At 53.4% G+C, this 4,224-nt stretch carries 3 protein-coding genes; all 3 read right to left on the bottom strand.

Translation table 11 applies throughout. From position 1 onward, the window contains the following. Positions 1–341: 341 nt before the first annotated feature. Complete coding sequence (gene rfbD, locus B7G66_RS12935) at positions 342–1,238, bottom strand: dTDP-4-dehydrorhamnose reductase (RefSeq protein WP_003616816.1); 897 nt, start codon at positions 1,236–1,238, stop codon at positions 342–344. Continuing rightward, entirely contained in the window at positions 1,231–1,791 is a 561-nt protein-coding gene (rfbC, locus tag B7G66_RS12930; RefSeq protein ID WP_003616814.1) for a dTDP-4-dehydrorhamnose 3,5-epimerase, read from the bottom strand. Before rfbC ends, rfbD begins: the two co-directional genes overlap by 8 nt. A gap of 770 nt (positions 1,792–2,561) precedes the next feature. Then, positions 2,562–3,878 (bottom strand): FAD/NAD(P)-binding protein, encoded by a 1,317-nt coding sequence (locus B7G66_RS12925; protein WP_003616813.1) that lies wholly within the window; start codon positions 3,876–3,878, stop codon positions 2,562–2,564. Positions 3,879–4,224 lie beyond the last annotated feature (346 nt).

Below are 4,224 nucleotides of genomic sequence, written 5' to 3'. Positions count from 1 at the left end.
TTGAGAAAAGGCGGCACCCAAAAACTTTTCCTGTTTTTTATCAACAGCTTGTTTTCAAACAGTCTCTAAGAAAATAAAATTCTGGGGTGCTGCATTTCTCAAGGACGGCAGCCCCCCCCCTTGAGGCATGTTGAAAAATATTCACTGAAAAATTCTGATATTTTCACGATATTCCGGTCTGCCCCTGAATTGTGAAAACCCGGAATATCCCGGCTCTGTATAGGAAGTGCAGGCTTTTTCACCTGCCCCGGCACCAAGTCACGGTTTCCAGAGGGCAAAGCCCTCTGGCCGGTTTCAGGGCAGGTCCCGGCCTGTAGAACCCATGGCCTGTCGCACCAATTTCAAGCCCCCAAAACCCTGTCCACTGTCCGCGCCACAGACTGCCGCCAGTTCGGCAGGCTGACCCCGAACACCTGCTTCAGTTTCGTGCAATCCAGGCGGGAATCCTGCGGCCTTTCCGCCGGAGTGGGCCAGTCCTGCGTACGGATAGCCTCTATTTCCGGCAGTGCTTGACCGTGACGGGCGGCCTGTTCCAACGTGGCGACCGCAAGACCATACCATGTCGTCTCCCCCTGCGCGGTGGCGTGATAAACGCCGGGATAAGCCGCCTGCCATCCCGTTTCTTCAATCCGGGCGATGATGGCAAAGATGGCCTGCGCAAGATCATCAGCACTGGTGGGGTTGCCAAACTGATCGCCCACCACACGCAATTTCGGGTTTTTGGCCCCGGCGGAGATCATGGTCTTAACGAAGTTCTTGCCATGTGCCGAATACACCCACGCAGTTCTCAAGATGATGGCCTGTGGGCATGCTGCCAGAACTGCTGTTTCCCCCGCCGCCTTCGTTGCGCCATAGACCGTGCGGGGTGAGGTCGGGTCACTCTCCACATACGGCGTGCCCTTGTCCCCGGCGAAGACATAATCCGTCGATATATGGATCAGTCCACACCCCTGCACCGCACATGCTGCTGCCAGAATAGCAGGCCCGGTCTGGTTAGCACGGGATGCGGCAGCGACCTCGGTTTCCGCCGCATCCACAGCAGTCCACGCCGCAGCATTCACCACAAAGGCCGGATCATACCGCGCGACCACTGCGTCGATGGTTTCAGGTCGGTCAAAATCGAAATCTGGACGACCGACCTTAATCACGCGCGCCCCTCCCACATCGGCCAGTGAGACGGCAAGTTGACCATTGCCCCCTGTCACCAGAACCGGTTTCAGCGTTGGGGCCTCACGCATGGGGAAACCATCCATGGGCTGCGGCAAAACCGGGCGCGACCTTATCCTTGTCCGACAGGATCGCATCCTCCTGCGCGATGGGCCAGTCGATCTTCAATTCGGGGCAGTTCCAGATCACAGCGCGTTCCGATGCCTTGTCATACAGGCTCGTGCATTTATACTGCACCTCGGTATTATCGCTCATAGTGACAAAACCATGGAGGAAACCCGGCGGTAGCCAGAGCTGTGACCAGTTATCTTCCGACAGTTCCGCCGCAACCCATTGCCCATAGGTCGGTGAGCCCATGCGCGCATCCACCGCGACATCCCAGATCGCCCCCCGGGTACACCGCACAAGCTTGCCCTGCGCATGGGGGGCAAGCTGACAGTGCAGCCCGCGCACGACCCCCTTATGCCGCGACAGGCTCTGGTTATCCTGCACGAACGGGGCATGGATGCCGGCATCCGCCATCCGATGCAGGTTGTAGGTTTCGGAAAAGAAGCCGCGAGTGTCACCAAAACGCGCTGGCGTCACCAGAATGACATCAGGTATGGCAAGACGTTCGATTTTCATTCTCCGCACCTCAATCATATCGTCCCGGACATCAGGCTCCGGGATCAGGACTTGTATCGGTAAGGTAGAAGAGAAAAGTTGCCGCGATATGAATGTCAGGCACAGGAAAATAAAGGCATAGGAACACGATTCATGGATGTTGGGCGGGCTGCCCAGACACAAAATTTCAAGGGAAAATGGAAAAATCTTCGTGCCTGTTTTTAATATTTTCTTGTTTAGTAATGTAGTTTTAAATGAAACAGGCAAAATACAGAACACTTGTCCGTAGAGCCTGCATGACGCTCTGGGAAATTTTCGGGACGTTCCTTGCAACATACTATAAATACAGTGATTTAAAAAACACACCTTAAAAAACTCTTGGTGACATAAGCAAGAGTCGTGATATGCATCCTCCTGAAAAACGGGATTTTGATAGAGATATACTGCGCCATAAACATAATACTACATAAGTGAAATGAAAAAAGTTTTCTGGTGTTACCTTTCGATCAAAAAAGGCGACGTTTTTCGAAGATTTTTGAAAAATCTTCACCAAAAACTTTTGTTATTTCTTGATCTTATGGGACTTGCCTTTTTAAACAGTCTCCAAGAGGCTATTTGAAAATAATATCCTCAATAACATGCTGAAATTATAAATATTTTTAGCGAATCTTTCCTGGAAATATTCAGAAGACGCCGTCTTTTAAAAAAGGCTGCACCCAAAAACTTTTCTTATTTTTTATCAATGATTTGTTTTTAAAAAATCTCTAAAAATCTTCTCCGGCATCCCAATATTATGTGGGAAACAAAAAAGTAGACAGAGCCTGCGCCTGCTGGCGGATTTCAGGAATGGCCGTAGTTTCAAACAGGCTTCCCGCACGTAACGGGCCAATTGCATGCAGCCATGGTGACGCCTGCCCATCATGACCAAAAAGCGCACCGTTGACATCAGTCGCAAAGGTGCTGCCAAGATCACCATGAACCGCCATGCCAAGAGCAAACAGTTCATGCAACAGCGGATTATCCACGCGACCGAAATTCGTATCCGGTGCCGTGCAGTTCATGACCATATCGGCCATCAGATGATATTCCCCCTCGCTGGCTCGTACATGAACCCGCAGGCCATGGCGATCCCCTGACACGGCCGCCACATGGCCACGGCGGACAATGAGATGACCAGAAGCCATTTCTTCGACAATCCGCCGCGCAACAGGTGGGGCCATACGATGGCGCGCCGTATGCCAGCGATGAAAAAGATGCCTGCGGAACCGCCATCGCTCCTTGTCCGACAAACGCGCCCACAGGGCATTGCTACAGGGCCGCAATGAATCCACGGCTGCCCGCCACGATACACCATCTTTCAGGGCCAGACGCACGTGATGCAGATACTGCCGTGCCGTGGGCAACGTATCCATGGGAATAACCGGGGCAGGCACGGATTCAACCGGGCCATGCGCACAAGGTAACAGGCCATGGCGCGAGATCATCGTGATAACACCGCCATATCCTCCGGCCCTCAGGCGCAGCAGGATATCAATCGCGGTCAGGCCGGAACCGACAAGGACAACCGGTGCATCCGCCTCTGGCCAGCGGGGCCATGTGTCCCAGACAGCCCGGACATATCGTCCCGAGTTACGGACAACGTCATCACAACATGGAATATCCACCGGCAGCGCATGTCCCATGGCAAGAACCGTTCTTCCTGCCTCTACTCTGCTGCCGTCATCCATATGGAGGATGGCCGAATTGCCACGTTTCTCCAGCCGGGTCACACATTGATGAAGAACAGGGACATTGCTTGTGGCGAACCGTGCCGCCAGATATTCCCCCCACAGCATACGCGGCATGAAAGATGTGCCATCCGCCGCCCCATCCCCACGCTGTGACAGCCATGCAACAAAATCTTCCGGTGCATCAGCCAACGCGCCCATATTGCCCGCGCGCACATTCAACAGGTGGGCGGGTTCCGTTGTCGAATAGGCAACGCCACGTGCAAGGCCCTGTCGGGGTTCGATAACCAGTAATCCTGCAGGGTCAGTTCTGCGCGCCAGATGAAGGGCGGCAAGAACGCCACTCGCCCCGCCCCCGATGATCGCGATCCGGGTTTTCATATGATCCTTTCTCATAACAGGCTGGGCTGACATCGGCCGGACCGCCATTCGGCATATCTTCGCCTCCCTTGGTCAATCCATGGAAAAGAAACAAAGTTTTGCAACGCATTGTCTGAATTATGCTTGGCGAAAGACTGACGGTGGTGCGGATTGGGATGCAAACGGCCTTACCTGCCAGACACGACTGGAATGACTTGGGACGTCGCTGACACTATGCCGGGGCCTCCCAATCGTTTAGTGAGTGTTTGAAAACAACTCATTGATAAAAAATAAGAAAAGTTTTGGGGCGCCGACTTTTTTCGAAAAGGCGGCGTCTTCTGAAGCTTTTTGGGAAAAGCTTCACCAA

It is taken from the genome of Novacetimonas hansenii JCM 7643, from assembly GCF_000964405.1.
In the GTDB taxonomy this organism is placed as follows: Bacteria; Pseudomonadota; Alphaproteobacteria; order Acetobacterales; family Acetobacteraceae; genus Novacetimonas; species Novacetimonas hansenii.
Note: the sequence above shows the minus strand (reverse complement) of the source record. Positions and strands in the feature narration are given on the sequence as shown.

Coding starts and splice junctions, on each gene's coding strand:
- rfbD (WP_003616816.1), bottom strand. CDS start 1,238: ATGCGTGAGGCCCCAACGCTGAAACCGGTTCTGGTGACAGGGGGCAAT.
- rfbC (WP_003616814.1), bottom strand. CDS start 1,791: ATGAAAATCGAACGTCTTGCCATACCTGATGTCATTCTGGTGACGCCA.
- B7G66_RS12925 (WP_003616813.1), bottom strand. CDS start 3,878: ATGAAAACCCGGATCGCGATCATCGGGGGCGGGGCGAGTGGCGTTCTT.